Raw genomic sequence first — 13397 nt, 5'->3', positions numbered from 1 at the left:
CTATACCTAAACAGTGTAGGATTTTTTTTGTCACATAATTAATCAATAAAATGAAACTACAAGATTCAAAAATTGCTACAACAAAAAGAATAGAATTATTAGATGTTTATAGAGGGTTTGCTATTCTCGGAATTTTTGTTGTGAATATCGTGATCATGAATTCTACATTTTTAAATCAAGATGAATTCGCTACTCAATGGACATCTAGTGTTGATGTTATTGCTCAGAAAGTTTTGCAGTTGTTTTTTTATACTAAGTTTTTTCCAATTTTCTCTTTGTTATTTGGTCTAGGAATTTCTATGCAAGCCATTAAATTAACTGAAAAAGGAAAAATGAGCACTGCTTTTTTTATCAGGAGAATGTTCTTCTTATTCTTGTTTGGGTTTTTACATATCAGTTTACTTTGGTCTGGAGATGTATTAAATATGTATGCTTTTCTGGGTTTGTTAACGGTGTTTTTTATTAAAAAATCGAACCGATTGATTTTAGGATTATCATTGTTGTTTTTACTCTTTCCTTTTTACGATTTTGTATTTGAGCGATTATTTAATGTTGTAGGTTATGATTCTAGCCAATTTTTAATAAACCATTCAGGAGAATCAGTAAGAAATATAATAAGAAATGGATCTTATCTTGAAGGTGTGCAATTACGGTTTTTAGAATATGGAGCGAACTTTCCTATGCTAATCGGATTTCTTGCTCCAATAGCCTTATCAATGTTTTTATTGGGTTTGTATCTAGGAAAAAATAAGATATATGAATCTCTAGAAAGTTTTATAATTAACATTAAAAAACCGGTACTAATTGTAGCAGTTGTTTCTAATCTGTATCGAATATTATTTCTTTATGTATTGGTAAAATTAGATGTCTATAAAATTGATATTGTAAGACAACTTTTTATAAAGTTTATGGTTATCTCAGATGTAATTATGGGACTATTTTATTTATGGATAATGAGTTGGTTGTGGTATAAAACAAAATTCAGAAAGGTTTTGTCACCTTTAAAACATGTAGGTAAAATGGCATTAACGAATTATTTAATGCATAGTTTTATTGGTTTGTTATTGTTTTCTTCCGTAGGTTTATCGCTGTATGAAACTTTTAGTCCCTCACAAACTTTTTTAATAGCACTACTAGTTTTTGTTTTTCAAATTATTACTAGTAGAATATGGTTGTACTATTTTAAATTTGGTCCATTAGAATGGTTATGGAGATGTCTTACTTATAAAAAGGTTTTTAGGTTAAAAAAGAATGTTTAATTATACTTTTATATATTTATAGATTAACCTTTATAAAGATCCATTAAAAATGCATTTTAAGCATTTACTTTTAATCTTATTTATTTTATTTAGTATTGTTGATGTCTTAACGATTTTTTATGGTTGTAAAGATTTGTTGTGGTTGCCTAGAATATTAAGTTTATCAGCAGTTGTTTTGTATGGTTGTTTTACTAATAAAAAAATCCAGATAAGTTTTTTGATATTATCCTTTTTTATTGTTTTAACAGGTTTTTTATTTTCTTTAAATGACTACACTTTACTGGGGATGTTAAGTTTAGTTTGCTTGAGATTAAGTTGGTTAAAATTAATCTATGATTTGAATAGTAAAATAGATTACATTATTTTTTTTAAAGTATTAGGAATAACTTCTGTGTTCTTTGGTGTTATATTTTATGTTCTATATGTAAATAGTACTTTTTATTATTTAGCTGTAGCAACAACATTTAGTTTATTACTATTATTAGCTATAGCTTTCTCGTTATTTACTACAAAAGGAGGAGCTTTCGGAAATAGAGAAATGTTATTATCAATTATTATTTTTATTTTTTCTGATACTTTATCTGGTTCAAAGAAAATTACAGGAACATCATTGTTTTTTATCATTTTAAGTGTTGTTTTATATAATACAGCATATTATTTTTTAATGAGAGCAGTGATAAAAAACGCGAAGAAATAAGGTTATTCTTTAGAAAATTTAATTTTTAAACTAGGAAAACTAACACCATCTATAGTTATTTCAGAAGAGGTTTTGTAGGCGTAAATTGAATCCTTTACGGTTAATTTAGGTGTAACCAAATCATAATTAATTTTAATTTTTTCAATAGAATCAGATACAAAGGTAATTTGATCAGTTACTTGAATATTTTCAATTTCAGCCTCTTTAACTGAATTGATTTCTAATATTTTATTCTGAGATAATTCTTGTAGTTGATTGATTATGTTTTCTTCAAAATCAGGATGAGTGGCTTTCAATTTTAATAAATCAAAATACTGATTGAACTTCTCTGTTAAGAGTTCATGTTTTGTGATTTCTAAAGCAGAAGTTTCGGTATAACTTTTAGCAGTGAAATCATAGGTTTTATTCATCTCTTTATTCGCACAAGAAATAAATAGTAAAACTAAAATTATGTAGATTAACTGTTTCATTGTACAATAAATTTAAGTTTAACAATTTTTCCATGCTCAATAACTTTATCAAGAATTTTAATTTTCTTTAAAGTATTCGTTGGAGTAGAAATCAGCTGAATAAAGTTTAATTTCGAATATACTTCTACCCCCAAATCATTTCCGTAAAAACGATAGATTTTAGCATTATTTGAAATTAAATTATTTAAGTTTAGTTGACGAACCTTCCAGTCTTTCACATTATTATTCGCATAATAATCTAACATTAAAGAATAATCATCAGAAGCAATTCTTACTTTATTATTACTATTAGATACAATACGACGTGTAATGGTGTCTGTTTTATGGTAAGGAGAACTCACAACAAAAGTGATTTGTTTAGCTGTAGTTTTGTGTCGAAAACAACCTAAACTATCAGTTTTAAGATACAAAGGAGATTCTGTTTTGGATAGTACGGTAATATTTAAATGTGATTTGGTAATTGGAATATCTGTAATTTGGTCTACAAAACAGAATACAAATTCATTAGTTTTAGGTTTTACTAAAGTCCATCCGATAATACTAATTAAAAGAATTGAAATTCCGAAGAGTAGAGTTTTTTTTGGAATTACATGACTTCTTTCTTTTTCATTTTTAGTGACGAAATCATTCCAGTTTTCGTAGCCAATATACTTACTTAATAAATTTAAAATATCAATTCTTGGTAATTTATCAGAAGTGTTTTTACAATAGGTATAAAACCATTTTTCACTGACCTTTCCTTTCACCTTATCAAATAAATCTTCCTGAAAAAGAACAATGTCTTCTCCTTTCCAATCTTCAATGGTTTTTGGTGCGCTATGCGTTTTTAAAAAAGTAACAACAAGCTCTTTTTTAAGTAAATCAAAGTGATAAGATTCGGTTTTCTCCAAAGTTCTAATAGCTTTTTTGTTTTGTAAAATAGTTTACAAAGCTTTTACAAGTGTTTTACAAGGCTATGTATAGCAACAAAAATAGGTTTGTAAAACGAATTATTAAATATAAAGTTATGAAAGTTTATTCAATCAAAATCCAATTAAAATTGTTGATGTTGTTTTTATTATTATCACAAGTTTTTGCGTGTAGCGACAAATCTCCATCTTATAATGAGAATATCAGTGTTTCAGAAAGTTTCGCTAAGGAAAGTAATTTGAAAGCATTTGCTGCTTCAGAAGAAGTAAAAGATAAACCAACTATTAAAACTATTGAAAAACAGAAATTAAAAATTATTAAAACTGGAGAGTTAAAACTTAAAGTTAAAAATGTAAAAACAACAACTGCTCAAATAAAAACTTTACTCGAAAAGTATAATGCTTACATAGCAAATTTGCGATATGAAAACACCTCTTATCAGAAGCAAAATAATTTTACAATTAAAGTACCGAAAGCATCTTTCGATGTATTATTAGATTCGATTAGTACTTATGCTGAAGTTTTAGATTATGAGAATGTGAGTACTCAAGATGTAACTGAAGAATTTCTAGACATAGAAACAAGATTAGCAACAAAACTTCAAGTTAAAGAACGTTATGAAACCATATTAAAAAAGAAAGCTAAAACCGTAGAAGATATTATTTATGCAGAAGAGAAGTTAGGTGCTATTCAGGAAGAAATTGAAGCAGCACAAGGTCGATTGAAATACTTATCCAATAGAGTAATGTTAAGCACAATTCATGTAAAATTATATGAAGAAATTCCTTATAAATTTTCAAAGATAAAAACAGAAACTTTTGGCAGTAAATTTAAGCGAGCGATTTCCTTTGGTTGGACTTTTCTAGAGAATTTAGTGCTAACTCTAGTACATACTTGGCCAGTGATTTTAATAGGTGTTGTGGGATTTTTGTTATACCGAAAAAGAAAAAATACTAAATTAGAGGATATTAACTAAATCTTCTTACAATGAAATTAGGTGCTTTCTCAATAAGTTTGTCTGTTAAAAGTTTAAAAAAATCAAAAGAGTTTTATGAAACACTAGGTTTTTCAGTATTCGCTGGAGAAATGGAACGAGACTATTTAATCATGAAAAATGGAAATTCGTTGATTGGTTTATTTCAAGGAATGTTCGAAAACAACATTTTAACATTTAATCCAGGTTGGGATGAAAATGCAAATAATTTAGAAGAATTTGATGATGTTAGAACGATTCAAAAACACTTAAAAGAGAACCACATCAAATTAGAAAAAGAAACAGATGAAACTACAACTGGTCCTGCAAGTATTGTGTTTTTTGATCCTGATGGAAACACAATTTTAATAGATCAACATGTATAAAAATGAAAGTCAGTTAGAGCGGAATAGAAGAATTTCTAGTCCGCTTTATCTGATAAGTTATGTAGTTGTTTAAAAAAATTAATTTTGATCGTTAAGTTTCCAGTTATAATTCATGTATCTGATTTTAGCATTAGGTAAAATCTTTACTTCAGAATATTTGTTAATAAAAGCAATAATATCTCCCATTTGAAAATCTTCTGGATACCATTCAAAAACTTTAGATATTTCTATTTCTGTATTGGTTATTTTATTTTTAATTGAGTCGTTAATAAATTCTTTGGTTAGTTTTTCTAAATTTTCTTCAATATTATTTTCAGTAAATGCAGAATTTGTAAACCTAGGACCAGAGTAACTTGCCGCATTTAATCCAAAATGAATACGACCATCGTTAAACTGTTTTCTAATAATACCATGTTCAATTTCATTTAATGTGTAAACTTTACCTCCAACATTAGCAAAACGATAATTCCAAGCATCTTTACCTTTTTTCTTTATATGCACTATACTATTATTGGTTGTACTTGTGACTATAAAACCAATAGTGCTATTTGTATTTTGTTTTTCTTCTATGCTTGTTTCTTTTTTAGGAGGGTAATTGTCAATAATTATCTTAATTGTATATGCGTTATATGCGTTATATGCGTTAATCCAAAAGGCTTTTCTTTTATTATTGCTCCACTCTTCATTTGGTTTCGTTTTTGATAAATAATCTAAATAAGAGTTTAGTTTGTCAGAGTTTTTTAGGATTGATTTATAATTTATCTTTCCATTAAGGTTAATATTTTGCTGAAGAATAGTATTGTAATCTTCAATTTGACCATAAATTGTATTAAAACAAAGTAGAATTATAATTGGGGATAAGAAATTTTTCATAATTAATTAAAATTGTGTTTTTTCAAAACACTCTAATATAATGAATTTCAGTGATATAGTTTTGGTTTGTGAAGATTTAAAAAAAAAACGAGTAGATTTTAAACTACTCGTTTTTTTAGGATTATTTATGAACAAGGGATAATTATCTTATTTATCGTTTAAGCTCCAGTCATATTCTAAGTATGAAATTGTAGCATTATCATTTACTTTAGTTTTAGAATATTTATTTATATAGTCTACTAGTGTGTTGTTAGATGTAAAATCTTCTTGGTACCACTCAAAAATCTTTGAGACTTCAATTTTAGTTAAAGTAATTTTATTTTTTGATGTGTCATTTATAAAATCAGACATTAAACTTTCTAGTTTTTGATCAATGTTTTTCGCGCTGAAAGCGTAGTTAGGGAATTTAGGTCCAGAAACAGATCCTGCATTTATACCAACGTGTATTCTAGCATCATCGTGCCATCTTCTTAAAATTTTATGTTCAATATAATCTAAAGAATATGTTTGTTTACCCACCTTAGCGAAAGGTAATTTCCAAGCATTTCTTCCTTTTATTTTTATATCAGTTAACTTTTTTAAAGGGTAACTGTCTATGATTAATTTAATAGTGTAAGCATTGTAAGCATTCATCCAAAAAGCTTTAGCTTTTTTAGAAGACCATTTTTTTGAAGGAATTGTAGCTTCTAATTGATTTAAATAAATGTCTAGAACAGCTTTGTTTTTTCTTAAACCTTTGTAATCTAATTTTCCGTCTGAAGTCACATAGGTTTTTAATAGTGCGTTAAAAACTTCGTTAGATTGAGACTGGATGCTGTATGTTAATGTGCTGAATAATAAAGTAATAAATAGTTTTTTCATTTTGTGTTAATTTGTCCGCGGGGGGAATTTATTTACAAAGATTAAGACGGGTAAAAAAAAAATACATTACAAATGCGCGGTAAAAAAAATTAAAACAAAAATAAATTATGTTAAAATTTAAGTGTTTTTAAATTCAAAAAAAGGAAGTTTAGCTAGGTTTTTCAAGGGGTTTGTTTGATAGTAAAAATTAACAAAATTTAATTTTTTAAAAGAAGTATTTTAAGTCTCTTTAAAATGATTTTTGTTTGTTTTTTTAGTTAAAAAGTTTAAAATTATTATGCTTTATGTATGTTTTAAGATAAAAAATTGTATATTTTATGTTTAATTTATAGATTTGTTAATAAGTTATTAACCAACTATAAACCCTTCAAAATGAAAAAACTCTTTTTCAAAGTGACTTTTTTAGTCACTTCCTTCCTATGTGCTCATAGTATTCAAGCACAAAAAACTTTTAAAATTGGAGATGAATTTGATTCTGATGTTAAGATGACTAAAAGTTATCAAGATCTAAAGGAATTAAAATTTAAAAACATTGACGGTAAACCTGATATGGTGTTCAAAAAAGAATTTTATTCTAAGAATTCAGCTTATGTAAAATTGTATTTTAAAGATTTTGATTTAGCTCCTGGCGATTATGTTGAGATTACTGGTAAAACTACTGGAGAAAAAATTATCTACGGAGGTAAAGGTAAAATAGTAGACAGTGATATGACTATGATTAGTGATTTCTGGTCTAAAGTTTTATTTGATGATAAAGTAGAAGTGAAATTGTATTCTTATGGTAAAATTGAAAACCATAAAGGATTTGAAATTGCTAGAGTAGCTTACGGATATAGCAATGAAAAACTTGCTAAAATTTTTGATGATAACAAATCTTTACAAAATAGAGCTATATGTTCTAGTGATAATAAAGAGCAAATAGCTTGTTATCAAGGAACTGAAATGTTTGAAAAAGCAAAAGCAGTTTGTCGTTTAATAATCAATGGTAGTAGTAGTTGTACAGGTTGGTTATTAGGAAACGAAGGTCATTTAATGACTAATAATCACTGTATAGGTTCTTCTTCAGCAGCTCAAAACACAGATTTCGTTTTTAATTACCAAAATACAAATTGTGCTGGTACAAGTGCCGCTAGTTCTGACGTAGTTGCTTCATCTGCTACTTTTATAAAAACAAGTTCTAGTTTAGATTATACTTTAGTTAAATTACCGACTAACCCAACTGCTACTTATGGATATTTAAGTTTAAGCTCTGCTTTGCCTTCTGCTGGTGATAGAATTTATATTCCTCAGCATCCAGGTGGTAGAAGAAAAGAAATTTCTGTAAATACAGATAGTGGTTTTTCTACAGTAAATTGTGTAGGAGATTGTGGTACTCCACGTGTACCTCAAAAAACAATTAATTATTTTGCTGATACTGAAGGAGGAAGTTCTGGTTCTCCTGTAATTGATTATAATTCTAATTTGGTATTAGCTATTCATAATACTGGTGAGTGTCCTAATGGTTCTTTCGGAAGAAGTGATGATTTAATTTCTTCTATAGGTAATGATATGCCTACTAATGGAGTTGATAATAATGGAGGGGGAGGTAATCCACCAAACCCTACTCAATGTACTTCAACTGTTAGTTCTTTTCCTTATGGAGAAAGTTTTGAATCTAATGTTGGTTGGACGCAAGCAAGTGGAGATGATGGAAATTGGGTAAGAGATGCTTCTGGTACACCTTCTTCAGGAACAGGGCCAAGTTCTGGTGCAGATGGAAGTTTTTACTTGTTTTTAGAAGCTTCTACAAATGGAAGTACAGGTCAAATAGGTTCTAATGCTACTGCTATTTTAGAGAGTCCTTGTTTTAATCTTTCAGGTTTGTCGTCTGCAACATTTTCATTTAGTAATCATATGTATGGAACAAGTGTTGGGTCTTTAAAGTTAGAGGCTTCTACTGATGGATCTACATGGACAAGCTTATGGAATGATTCTGGAAATAAAGGTAATCAATGGAATAGTGTTTCTGTAAACTTAAGTAGTTATTTAGGGCAAAGTGAATTAAGATTACGTTTTGTGGGTACAACTGGCTCAAGTTGGTCTAGTGACATAGCAATAGATGATTTATCATTGTCTAGTGGAGGAGACCCTAATCCTCCAGCATGTGCAGCCTTAAACTTTAATGATTTCTCAATTACATCATTCTCTAACCAAGATGCCGATGGTACTTCATCTGTTGGAAATTCTGGTGCTTCTTTAACATTAACAAATAATACTTGGAAATACTTACCTATGAATTATACTGTTACTGCTAATACAGTAATAGAATTTCAATTTTCTAGTACCTCACAAGGAGAGATTCATGGAGTAGGTTTCGAGGATGATAATACGTTAACATCTTCTCGTTATTTTAAAGTACACGGTACTCAAAATTATGGAATAACTAATTATGATAACTATACTAGTGGAACAGTAACATATACTATTCCAGTAGGAAGTTCTTATACTGGAAATATGGATCGTTTAGTGTTTATTAATGATAATGATGGAGGGTCAGGTAATAATTCTACATTCTCTAATGTTAGAATTTATGAAGGCTCTTGCGAAAATTCAAATATGGTTGTTGCTGAATCTTTTGGAACTAGAGTTGATGTATTAGGTGATGAAGACGAAGATCTATTTACAACTATCCAAGTTGCGCCTAATCCATTGAAAAGAGGAAATGCATTACAAATATTAGGCCCGAATAGAAGCTTAAAAGATGCTTCTTATAATATAGTAAATATGTTGGGACAAGTTGTTAAAAAAGGAAATATAAATCCGTCAAAAACAATTCAAACAAATGGATTAAATTCAGGAGTTTATATTTTAAGAATAGAAAATAAGTTTACCAAAACTAGTAAGAAATTTATTATTGAAGAATAATAAATGAGTAGTATAATTATTTATTGAATTGACTAGAAAACCCTCTTGATTTCAAGAGGGTTTTTGCTTTATATTTTAGTAAAATATTATTGTTTTTAAAGGTCAAAACCAATGTTAACTCCTAGTTTATTAGCAATTAGTTTATTGATTCTTTGTTTTACTTCTGGGATTTTAACACTTTCTAATACTGTATTAGCGAAGGCATACATTAAAAGAGCTTTAGCTTCTTTTTTTGGAATTCCCCTTTGTTGCATATAAAATAATGCTTGCTCGTCTAATTGGCCAATAGTACATCCATGAGAACATTTTACATCATCTGCAAAAATCTCTAATTGAGGCTTAGCATTTATAGTTGCTTTATCACTAATTAAGACGTTATTATTTTGTTGATAAGCATTTGTCTTTTGAGCTTCTTTCTCAACTACTACTTTACCATTAAAAACTCCTGTTGAACGATCTCCGTAAATTCCTTTATAATCTTGGTGGCTTTCACAATTAGGTTCAATATGATGAACTAATGTATGATGGTCAACATGTTGTTTACCTTCAAGAATAGTAATTCCTTTTTGAATAGAGTTAATATGTTCTCCTTTTTGGTAAAAGTTTAAGTTGTTTCTAGTAATATTTCCTCCGAAAGAAAAAGTATGTACAGAACAAACACTTTCTGTTTGTTGTTCGATGTAAGTATTATCAACTAAAGAAGCGTTAACGTTATCATTCTGAATTTTGTAATAGTCAACATTAGCATGCGTGTCTACAAAAATTTCAGTTACAGAATTGGTTAATACAGGATGATCTGTTAAACTTTGGTGACGTTCAATAATTTGTACATGTGCATTTCTTTCAGCAACAATTAAGTTTCTTGGTTGAACCATTGTTGCATTTTCTGCCCCTGTTGTAAAGTTAATAATTTGTATAGGCTTCTGTACTTCTACATTTCTAGGTATATAAATATAGGCTCCTTCATTAGCAAAAGCAGTATTTAAAGATGTTAAATTGTCTTGCTTAGCTATTTTATTAAAGTAATTTTCTATTACGGGCTTATATTTAATTTTATCTAGAGCAGATGATAATAAACAAACGTCAATATTATCGTGAGTAGTTTCAGATAAAAAAGAACTATATTTTCCGTCAATAAATACGATTTTATATGTATCAATATCATGTATGAAGTATTTCTTTACATCTGCTAACTCAACAGCTTTTTCAGCTTTAGGGAATAGGCTATAATCTTCTTTTAAAACTGAATTTAAAGAAGTGTATTTCCAGGCTTCTAACTTTTTGGTAGGAAAGCCTAGTTTTTCAAAATTTTGAAGCGCTTTTGATCTAATATCATGAACGTCAGAATTCACATTCAATCCATTTTCAAAAGCAACGTATGATGATATTAATTTATCTTTTAATTCCATTCTCTAGTGTTGTTTTTGAAATGAATTACGAGTTCACTTCTTCTTTAATCCAATCGTATCCTTTAGCTTCTAATTCTAAGGCTAAAGAAGCATCTCCAGTCTTAACGATTTTACCATCGTGTAAAACGTGTACATAATCTGGCACGATATAATCTAATAAACGTTGGTAGTGTGTGATAACAATAACAGCGTTGTCTTTAGATTTTAATTTGTTTACACCATTTGCAACAATTCGTAATGCATCGATATCTAAACCAGAATCTGTTTCATCTAAGATTGCTAATTTAGGTTCTAACATTGCCATTTGAAAAATCTCATTACGTTTCTTTTCACCTCCAGAAAATCCTTCGTTTAAAGAACGTGATAAGAATTTACGATCAATTTCTAATAATTCAGATTTCTCACGAATCTTTTGTAGCATTTCTTTAGCAGGCATTTCTTCTAAACCTTGTGCTTTTCTTGATTCGTTGATAGATGTTTTAACGAAATTTGTTACTGTTACCCCAGGAATTTCTACAGGATATTGGAATGATAAAAATACTCCAGCATGTGCTCTTTCCTCAGGTGCTAATTCACTAATATCTTCACCTTCTAATTCAATAGTTCCAGAAGTTACTTCATACTCTTCTTTACCTGCAATAACAGAAGCCATTGTACTTTTTCCAGCTCCGTTAGGTCCCATAATTGCGTGTACTTCTCCTGCTTTTACTTCTAAATTCAATCCTTTTAAGATTGATTTTTCTTCTACTTCTGCGTGTAAGTTTTGAATTTTTAACATCTTATTTATGCTATTAGCTTAAAGCTTGATTTCTAATTTTGTTTTAATTATTTATTGAATTATCCGACACTTCCTTCTAAAGAAATCTCTAATAATTTTTGTGCTTCTACAGCAAATTCCATCGGTAATTTATTTAATACTTCTTTACTGAATCCATTTACAATAAGTGCAATGGCTTTTTCAGTATCGATACCACGTTGATTACAGTAGAATAATTGGTCTTCACCAATTTTACTTGTAGTTGCTTCGTGCTCTATTTGAGCCGTTTTATTTTTAGCTTCAATGTAAGGGAATGTATGTGCTCCACATTCGTTACCCATTAATAAAGAATCACATTGAGAGAAGTTTCTTGCATTTTCTGCTCTAGAGCCTATTTGAACTAAACCACGATAACTATTTTGTGATTTACCAGCAGAAATACCTTTAGAAATGATAGTTGACTTAGTATTCTTACCTAAGTGAATCATTTTTGTTCCTGTATCTGCTTGTTGGTAATTGTTAGTTACTGCAATTGAATAAAATTCTCCAACAGAGTTATTTCCTTTTAATACACAACTAGGATATTTCCATGTAACAGCTGAACCAGTCTCAACTTGAGTCCAAGAAATTTTAGCGTTTGTTTCGCATAATCCTCTTTTGGTTACAAAATTGAAGACTCCACCTTTTCCTTTAGCATCACCAGGGAACCAGTTTTGAACTGTAGAGTATTTAATTTCTGCATCGTCCATAGCAATTAATTCAACTACAGCTGCGTGTAGTTGATTTTCATCACGTTGAGGTGCGGTACATCCTTCTAAGTATGAAACATAGCTACTTTCGTCAGCAACTACTAAAGTTCTTTCAAATTGTCCTGTTCCACCTTCATTAATTCTGAAGTATGTAGATAATTCCATAGGACAACGAACTCCTTTAGGAATATAACAGAAAGATCCGTCTGAGAAAACTGCTGAATTTAATGCAGCATAAAAGTTATCTGTTGGTGGAACTACAGAGCCAATATATTTCTTTACTAATTCTGGATGTTCTTGAATTGCTTCTGAAATAGGCATGAATATAATTCCTTTTTCGGCTAAAGTTTCTTTGAAAGTAGTAGCTACAGAAACAGAATCCATAACGATATCTACAGCAACATTAGCTAAACGTTTTTGTTCTTCTAAAGAGATTCCTAATTTTTCGAAAGTAGCTAGCATTTCTGGATCTACTTCATCCAAACTATTTAATTTTGGTTTTTGTTTAGGAGCCGAATAATATGAGATATCTTGGAATTTTGGCTTTTCGTAATTAACATTAGCCCATTCTGGTTCTTCCATTTCTTGCCAAATTCTAAAAGCTTCTAATCTCCATTCTGTCATCCATTCAGGTTCGTTTTTCTTTTTAGAAATAGCACGAACTATATCTTCATTAAGCCCTTTAGGAAATGTTTCACTTTCTATATCGGTATAAAAACCATATTCGTATTCTTTGGTTTTTAACTCTTCTCTTAAATCGTCTTCTGTATATTTACTCATCGTCAAGTTTTCAGTTGTTGGAATGAATGTTATAGAGAGAAGCTTTCTCCACAACCGCAAGTTCTATTGGCATTCGGATTATTAAATACAAATCCTTTACCGTTTAAACCACCAGAATATTCTAGTGTAGTTCCTACCAAGTATAAGAAACTCTTTTTGTCAACAATAATTTTTACACCATTGTCTTCAAAAAGTTTATCATTATCTTCTTTTGAATTATCAAACTTTAAATCGTAAGAAAGTCCTGAGCAACCACCGCTTTTAACACCAACACGTACAAAGTCGTTTGTAGCATCAAAACCATCTTCGGTCATCAATTGAACAACTTTCTTTTTAGCTGTGTCTGAAACTTTTATCATGTTTTAAAATT

13 protein-coding genes are annotated in these 13397 nt (G+C 29.2%); 5 read left to right on the top strand and 8 right to left on the bottom strand.

All coding sequences use genetic code 11. The features are described from left to right. Nucleotides 1–50: 50 nt before the first annotated feature. On the top strand, nt 51–1259 hold the full coding sequence (locus AC2TEO_RS09190; protein WP_442264533.1) for a DUF418 domain-containing protein: 1209 nt from the start codon (nt 51–53) through the stop codon (nt 1257–1259). Between the two features lie 49 nt (nt 1260–1308). Further along, nucleotides 1309–1956, top strand: coding sequence for a hypothetical protein (locus AC2TEO_RS09185; protein ID WP_442264532.1), 648 nt, complete (start codon nt 1309–1311; stop codon nt 1954–1956). A gap of 2 nt (nt 1957–1958) precedes the next feature. On the opposite strand, the gene AC2TEO_RS09180 is transcribed toward AC2TEO_RS09185, so the two are convergent. Then, entirely contained in the window at nt 1959–2426 is a 468-nt protein-coding gene (locus AC2TEO_RS09180; RefSeq protein WP_442264531.1) for a hypothetical protein, read from the bottom strand. After that, nucleotides 2423–3316 carry a hypothetical protein gene (locus AC2TEO_RS09175; RefSeq protein WP_442264530.1) on the bottom strand — a complete coding sequence of 298 codons (894 nt, stop codon included), beginning with the start codon at nt 3314–3316 and terminating at the stop codon, nt 2423–2425. The genes AC2TEO_RS09180 and AC2TEO_RS09175 overlap by 4 nt, the downstream gene beginning before the upstream one ends. Before the next feature lie 116 nt (nt 3317–3432). Here AC2TEO_RS09175 and AC2TEO_RS09170 point away from each other — a divergent pair, with 116 nt between their 5' ends. Both AC2TEO_RS09170 and AC2TEO_RS09165 read left to right on the top strand, forming a co-directional pair. Then, nucleotides 3433–4311 (top strand): DUF4349 domain-containing protein, encoded by an 879-nt coding sequence (locus AC2TEO_RS09170; protein ID WP_442264529.1) that lies wholly within the window; start codon nt 3433–3435, stop codon nt 4309–4311. Between the two features lie 11 nt (nt 4312–4322). Continuing rightward, complete coding sequence (locus tag AC2TEO_RS09165) at nt 4323–4694, top strand: VOC family protein (protein ID WP_442264528.1); 372 nt, start codon at nt 4323–4325, stop codon at nt 4692–4694. Nucleotides 4695–4772: 78 nt separating this feature from the next. Here the strand turns inward: AC2TEO_RS09165 and AC2TEO_RS09160 are convergent, their stop codons facing one another. Together AC2TEO_RS09160 and AC2TEO_RS09155 are read right to left on the bottom strand one after the other, a co-directional pair. Continuing rightward, nucleotides 4773–5567, bottom strand: a complete 795-nt coding sequence (locus AC2TEO_RS09160; protein ID WP_442264527.1) for a DUF547 domain-containing protein — start codon at nt 5565–5567, stop codon at nt 4773–4775. Nucleotides 5568–5714: 147 nt separating this feature from the next. Further along, entirely contained in the window at nt 5715–6428 is a 714-nt protein-coding gene (locus AC2TEO_RS09155) for a DUF547 domain-containing protein (protein WP_442264526.1), read from the bottom strand. Nucleotides 6429–6800: 372 nt separating this feature from the next. On the opposite strand from AC2TEO_RS09155, the gene AC2TEO_RS09150 reads away from it, so the two are divergent. After that, nucleotides 6801–9332, top strand: coding sequence for a trypsin-like peptidase domain-containing protein (locus tag AC2TEO_RS09150; RefSeq protein WP_442264525.1), 2532 nt, complete (start codon nt 6801–6803; stop codon nt 9330–9332). A gap of 95 nt (nt 9333–9427) precedes the next feature. Here the strand turns inward: AC2TEO_RS09150 and sufD are convergent, their stop codons facing one another. The 4 genes from sufD to AC2TEO_RS09130 are packed head-to-tail and all read right to left on the bottom strand — an operon-like array spanning nt 9428 to nt 13386. After that, entirely contained in the window at nt 9428–10741 is a 1314-nt protein-coding gene (sufD, locus tag AC2TEO_RS09145) for a Fe-S cluster assembly protein SufD (protein ID WP_442264524.1), read from the bottom strand. Nucleotides 10742–10766: 25 nt separating this feature from the next. After that, on the bottom strand, nt 10767–11519 hold the full coding sequence (gene sufC, locus AC2TEO_RS09140) for a Fe-S cluster assembly ATPase SufC (protein ID WP_299622219.1): 753 nt from the start codon (nt 11517–11519) through the stop codon (nt 10767–10769). Nucleotides 11520–11578: 59 nt separating this feature from the next. Beyond that, complete coding sequence (gene sufB, locus AC2TEO_RS09135; protein WP_442264523.1) at nt 11579–13027, bottom strand: Fe-S cluster assembly protein SufB; 1449 nt, start codon at nt 13025–13027, stop codon at nt 11579–11581. Between the two features lie 29 nt (nt 13028–13056). Continuing rightward, complete coding sequence (locus tag AC2TEO_RS09130; RefSeq protein WP_442264522.1) at nt 13057–13386, bottom strand: HesB/IscA family protein; 330 nt, start codon at nt 13384–13386, stop codon at nt 13057–13059. Nucleotides 13387–13397 lie beyond the last annotated feature (11 nt).

This window comes from Tenacibaculum aquaeponti, assembly GCF_057221555.1.
This window is presented reverse-complemented; position numbering and strand designations above follow the sequence as displayed.

Bases quoted from the DNA above. Each gene is read 5' to 3' on its own strand.
- AC2TEO_RS09165 (WP_442264528.1), top strand. From the start codon at position 4,323: ATGAAATTAGGTGCTTTCTCAATAAGTTTGTCTGTTAAAAGTTTAAAA.
- AC2TEO_RS09185 (WP_442264532.1), top strand. From the start codon at position 1,309: ATGCATTTTAAGCATTTACTTTTAATCTTATTTATTTTATTTAGTATT.
- AC2TEO_RS09190 (WP_442264533.1), top strand. From the start codon at position 51: ATGAAACTACAAGATTCAAAAATTGCTACAACAAAAAGAATAGAATTA.
- AC2TEO_RS09170 (WP_442264529.1), top strand. From the start codon at position 3,433: ATGAAAGTTTATTCAATCAAAATCCAATTAAAATTGTTGATGTTGTTT.
- sufD (WP_442264524.1), bottom strand. From the start codon at position 10,741: ATGGAATTAAAAGATAAATTAATATCATCATACGTTGCTTTTGAAAAT.
- sufC (WP_299622219.1), bottom strand. From the start codon at position 11,519: ATGTTAAAAATTCAAAACTTACACGCAGAAGTAGAAGAAAAATCAATC.
- AC2TEO_RS09160 (WP_442264527.1), bottom strand. From the start codon at position 5,567: ATGAAAAATTTCTTATCCCCAATTATAATTCTACTTTGTTTTAATACA.
- AC2TEO_RS09130 (WP_442264522.1), bottom strand. From the start codon at position 13,386: ATGATAAAAGTTTCAGACACAGCTAAAAAGAAAGTTGTTCAATTGATG.
- AC2TEO_RS09155 (WP_442264526.1), bottom strand. From the start codon at position 6,428: ATGAAAAAACTATTTATTACTTTATTATTCAGCACATTAACATACAGC.
- AC2TEO_RS09180 (WP_442264531.1), bottom strand. From the start codon at position 2,426: ATGAAACAGTTAATCTACATAATTTTAGTTTTACTATTTATTTCTTGT.
- AC2TEO_RS09150 (WP_442264525.1), top strand. From the start codon at position 6,801: ATGAAAAAACTCTTTTTCAAAGTGACTTTTTTAGTCACTTCCTTCCTA.
- sufB (WP_442264523.1), bottom strand. From the start codon at position 13,027: ATGAGTAAATATACAGAAGACGATTTAAGAGAAGAGTTAAAAACCAAA.